The following is a 4879-nucleotide window of genomic DNA, read 5'->3' on the forward strand; positions in this document are numbered from 1 at the left end:
TTTAAGTCTGCGAGCCACAAAAACCCCGAGCGACCCTATCCAGAACGGGTGGTGTACATGAATAATATCCGGCTTAAACGCTTTGACCTTTTTACGTACGGCGCCTGAAAAAATATTGGCAAATCGAAACTCGCTTTTTTCACCAAAAGAGAATAACGAAGGCATACGCACCACATTCTCTTCTTTTTCTGCTGCACGTTGATAACGCGGTGCAACAACCAGAACTTTGTCCTTAAGCTGCACCAGTCCGCTTCGTAAGCGTTCGATAGAAATAGGTACGCCACCAATAAAGGGCAAGTAATTGTTGGTAAACATAGCCACCCGCATGGTTTTCTTAAGCCAGGGCTCTGGGTCAATGTCGTAGTCCGGATAGTACTCTTTTCCGACAAACACAGCGTTATAGAGCTTGGTGCTGATAACCAGGAACAAACTGACTAACAGAATAAAGTTGAGGTAACCCACATAAAACAGGGAGTGGATAAAAAACCACAGACTTTCCAGTTGCTTCAAAATGGGGTGCTGACCAACTTCCAGCTCTTCAACCGAATGCTCGACGGAACCATCGGCGCTCACGGTCACTTTCACATAGTGATAAAAGCTCTCATCCTGGTTCAGTACCAGACCACCTGCACCACCGGTTGTTATGTAAGGTATGCCGTTATGTTCTTGTTCCGAATAGATTGAAATGTTTGATGAAAACACCCGGTCGACACCAAAGTTTTCCAGCGTCTGCAGCAACGCGCTTCTGAATTCAGCAGGCTGTAAAAAGTCGTCATCCTCGGCCAGAAAAAACGCTTCTTCCGGCTCCAGAGGTGGGTGGCCAATAAAAACAAACCGATGCGTCGATTCATCCGCCTTAAGAGTGTCGGTTAACCACCGTAACTGCCACTGCCAGGGGGTTTTTTCAGTGCTGTCGAGGAAGATAAAACGGCTGTCACCGGCGGTAAAGCTGAAAAAATGAGGCCCATAGTGATCATAAAAACGAAAGCTGCCAAACTCTTCGTATTCGTTGTTACCAAAGGTCAATAAATAAGGCATATCCAAACGGGACAGAGTACCCCGTATTGCCCGGTATTTGTCCTCTCCGCCGCTGCTAACAGCATTTCCTGCGGACACGAGAAAGTCGACATTGGCATCGTTCAGCATTGGAATAATGCGGCGTTCAAAAATGCCTACCGAATTATTGATGTTACCAACCACCGCAAAACTGTAACTGTCTTGTCCTTCCAGCCTGGCGCTGATAGCTGCAAGCTGATCTGTATGCTCTGCCTCGAATTCAGAAGTCACCAGGTTCAAATAAACTTTATAGCCAATAAGGCTGACAACTATGGCTATATTTAAGTAGAACAGGGCTTTTAATAATTTCTTTTTATTCATTGTATGCCCTGTGTTTTGGCGGAGTTAACTAAGTATCGTTGTAAAATAAACAGCCCCAACAGCATGCCCAAATAGATGGTTAAAAAGCGCCAGCTGAAGGTAACCAACAGCAAATGATTTTTAGCTAAGATGTCACTGAAAAAGCTACCGAAAACGCCTTCAGAAATACCGGATGCCCCCGGGGTTGGCGCAAAATACATTATAAAAGTTGTGACAACCAACAGTCCCAGGCTTATCAAATAATTTACATCGTATCCCAGCCCCCACATCAATAATGCCGGAAAACTGAACAGACTGAGCAGGAAAATGAAGGTAAATAACACGGACAGTATAATAGCGACTTTCGGCCCACGACAATATTCGGAAAAACTATGAGAAAAGCGCAGCATCTCGCGTCGCGTTTTATACTGCCAACGCAGATGACGCTCCGGGCTAATCAGTTGCAATTTATGTATGCCCTTACAAAGGAAACTTAAGGGTCCAATAAGCCAATGCGCTCTGAGTAAAACGACGGCGAAAAAGAGCAGGTACAGTACAATAAATACCGCTAGTGCAGTACCAATATCGCTAATAATCGCTTTGTCCTGCAAAGGTTCCAGCGTTAACAAAAATACCGGCGTCAGTGAGAAAATAAAGAAAATAGCCAGTACCGTGCGAATCGTCGTGGCCGCTGTTGCCTTACCAATAGGCACGCCGTGTTCGTGCAGAAACCAAACTTGAGCAAAGCCGCCGCCGGTCGCCATAGGCGTAATATTGGAAAAGAAAATATTGATAAAAACCAGTTTTGCCATGGCTTTCTTAGGTATCCGGTAACCCAGAGCCCGCAGTGTGTAATATAGACGTAAGCCATCGGCGGAAAAATAGATAAGCAAAAGCAAGACAGTAACGCTGAGTACTTCCGGGGCGAACAAACGAAAATCAAAGGTTAAACTACGACCGGAGAAATGATCATAAATGGCATAAAAGCCAGCAACCGTAAGCAAAACAAACAGCACACTAAACAGCGCTAAACGTTTCCAGGAGGCTTTGTATTGCTTTTCTTCTTCCACTGAAGCGGTCATTTTCTGCTGTCTACTCCCTACAAAGCCTAATGCTTAAGGATTATGGAGTTGTCCCGGTGGGATGTCAAAACCGCTGAGTCCATAAAAAAGCCCCCAAAGCGGGGGCTGAAAACTTAACCAGGGAGTTACAACCAATCATTTGTTAAGTTGTGCTGTAGCTTACTTACCCAATATGACAGTTTTTAGATTTCCCTGTTTTATTTCGATGACAGCTACTTTTTCCTCTTAATAAGCTGGCATTAAGAACACTTCACGCACGCAGTTACGCGGGTTAGCGTTTATTGCGTAAAGTACTGCATCGGCAACATCATCCGGGTCCAGCTTATCCGGCTTTGGCTCATCAAAGAACGGCGTATTGACCATACCAGGTGCTATTGTTGTGCAGCGACCATTCCACTCTTTCATTTCTTCAGCTAAGTTCTGAGCGAAACCGTGCACAAACCATTTGGTGGCACCATAAACAGAACCTTTAAGCGTAATGCGCCCGGCAGCTGATCCTGTCATTAGAAAATGACCGGTAGTTTTGCGCAAGTGCGGTAAGGTCAGTTTCGCGGTATACAGAAGCCCGTTGATATTCACATCAACCATTTGCTTCCATTCTTCCGCGTCGCCTTCTTCAGTACCCGGCGTTGAAACACCAGTTCCTGCATTAGCGAACACAGCATCCAACTGACCAAACTTATCAACGCCCTGCTTTACGGCCTGCTCAAGCTCGTCAAAGTTACCCGCATCGGCGGCAACACCAATGGCGTTATCAGAGCCAAACTCTTCAACCAGCGCATCCAACTTGTCTTTCCGTCGCGCCGTTAATATTAGCTTTAACCCTTCTTTTGCCGCTTTGCGCGCCGTGGCTTCACCGATGCCGCTTGAGGCACCGGTAATTAATAGTACTTTCGACATGCTTCCTCCTTAAGCTAAATCAAAGCGGTCAGCATTCATAACCTTAGTCCAGGCTTTCACGAAGTCTTTTACAAACTTCTCCTGGTTGTCATCCTGAGCATACAGCTCTGAATACGAACGCAGGATTGAGTTTGAGCCAAAGACTAAGTCAATGCGGCTTGCTGTCCACTTCAGTTCGTCGGTTTTGCGGTCACGAACTTCGTAGTGATCATCCGCTTTTTTCCAGACATTGTTCATGTCAGTCAAATTAACGAAAAAGTCGTTAGTTAACGTACCAGCCCGGTCAGTAAATACGCCGTGCTTAGACTCACCGTAGTTCGCACCTAAAGCACGCATGCCACCCACAAGAACCGTCATTTCTGGTGCCGTTAAGCCCATCAAATGGGTACGATCCAACATCAGTTCTTCGGCCGGTACCGCGTAGTCCTTCTTCAGGTAGTTACGGTAACCGTCATGCAATGGCTCTAACGGCTCAAAGCTTTCCACATCGGTTTGCTCGTCGGTTGCATCGCCACGACCCGGCGCAAACGGAACCGTTAGGTTATAACCGGCATCTTTTACCGCTTTTTCAACCGCTGCCGTACCGCCAAGTACAATCAAGTCGGCCAGGCTGACTTTCTTATCCAAGGTAGACTGCAACTCTTCCAGTACGCGAAGGACTTTATGCAGTTTTTCCGGCTCGTTACCATGCCAGTCTTTTTGCGGCGCTAAGCGAATGCGTGCGCCATTTGCGCCACCGCGGAAGTCCGAACAACGGAAGTTACGTGCACTGTCCCATGCGGTAGAAATCAGCTCGTAAGACGTTAACTCTGTGTTCAGTAACTTCTCTTTTAAATCAGCAACTTCTTGTTCGCTTAAGGTGTAGTCCACTTTCGGAATCGGATCCTGCCAAATTAGGTCTTCTTTCGGCACATCCGCGCCTAAATAACGGTCTTTAGGACCTAAATCACGGTGCGTCAGTTTAAACCAGGCACGAGCGAATACGTCGGCGAAGTACTCAGGATCTTTGTAGAACTTCTCAGCAATTTTGCGATAGTCCGGATCCATTTTCATGGCCATATCGGCATCGGTCATAATCGGATTATGACGAATGGACGGATCTTCCACATCGACCGGTTTATCTTCCTCTTTAATGTCGACAGGTTCCCACTGCCAGGCTCCAGCAGGGCTTTTCTTCAGTTCCCACTCGTAGTTAAACAACAGGTAGAAGTAGCCGTTGTCCCAGCGTGTGGGATGCGTGGTCCATGCGCCTTCAATGCCGATGGTGACGGTGTCGCGACCGTAGCCGGTGCGGGTTGGGTTGTGCCAGCCCAGGCCCTGTGTGTCGAAGTCGGTGCCTTCCGGGTCGGGGCCTAGAACCGAGGCATCGCCGTCNNGACCAACGCCTTTACCACCGCTGTTGCGCCAGCCCATGCCCTGCTCTTCAACATCTGCCGCTTCTGGCTCAGGACCTAAATTCTCTTCTTTGCCATTACCGTGACATTTACCAACCGTGTGACCACCCGCAGTTAGCGCACAGGTTTCTTCGTCATTCATTGCCA

4 protein-coding genes are annotated in these 4879 nt (G+C 47.4%); all 4 read right to left on the bottom strand.

What is annotated here, in order from left to right; all coding sequences use genetic code 11:
• A partial coding sequence (locus B3180_RS07930) for a glycosyltransferase (RefSeq protein ID WP_286843901.1) occupies positions 1-1377 on the bottom strand: 1377 nt, incomplete at its 3' end.
• Positions 1374-2438 carry a lysylphosphatidylglycerol synthase transmembrane domain-containing protein gene (locus B3180_RS07935; protein ID WP_278358565.1) on the bottom strand — a complete coding sequence of 355 codons (1065 nt, stop codon included), beginning with the start codon at positions 2436-2438 and terminating at the stop codon, positions 1374-1376. The genes B3180_RS07935 and B3180_RS07930, both read right to left, overlap by 4 nt.
• A gap of 225 nt (positions 2439-2663) precedes the next feature.
• Positions 2664-3338, bottom strand: coding sequence for an SDR family oxidoreductase (locus B3180_RS07940; RefSeq protein ID WP_054488798.1), 675 nt, complete (start codon positions 3336-3338; stop codon positions 2664-2666).
• Positions 3339-3347: 9 nt separating this feature from the next.
• On the bottom strand, positions 3348-4879 hold a 1532-nt coding region (locus B3180_RS07945; protein ID WP_286843904.1), incomplete at its 5' end, for a peroxidase family protein.

The organism is Idiomarina sp. UBA4206 (assembly GCF_002383015.1).
Taxonomy (GTDB): domain Bacteria; phylum Pseudomonadota; class Gammaproteobacteria; order Enterobacterales; family Alteromonadaceae; genus Idiomarina; species Idiomarina abyssalis.

Excerpts from the sequence above, each read along its gene's own strand:
- B3180_RS07935 (WP_278358565.1), bottom strand. The coding sequence starts at position 2,438 with ATGACCGCTTCAGTGGAAGAAGAAAAGCAATACAAAGCCTCCTGGAAA.
- B3180_RS07940 (WP_054488798.1), bottom strand. The coding sequence starts at position 3,338 with ATGTCGAAAGTACTATTAATTACCGGTGCCTCAAGCGGCATCGGTGAA.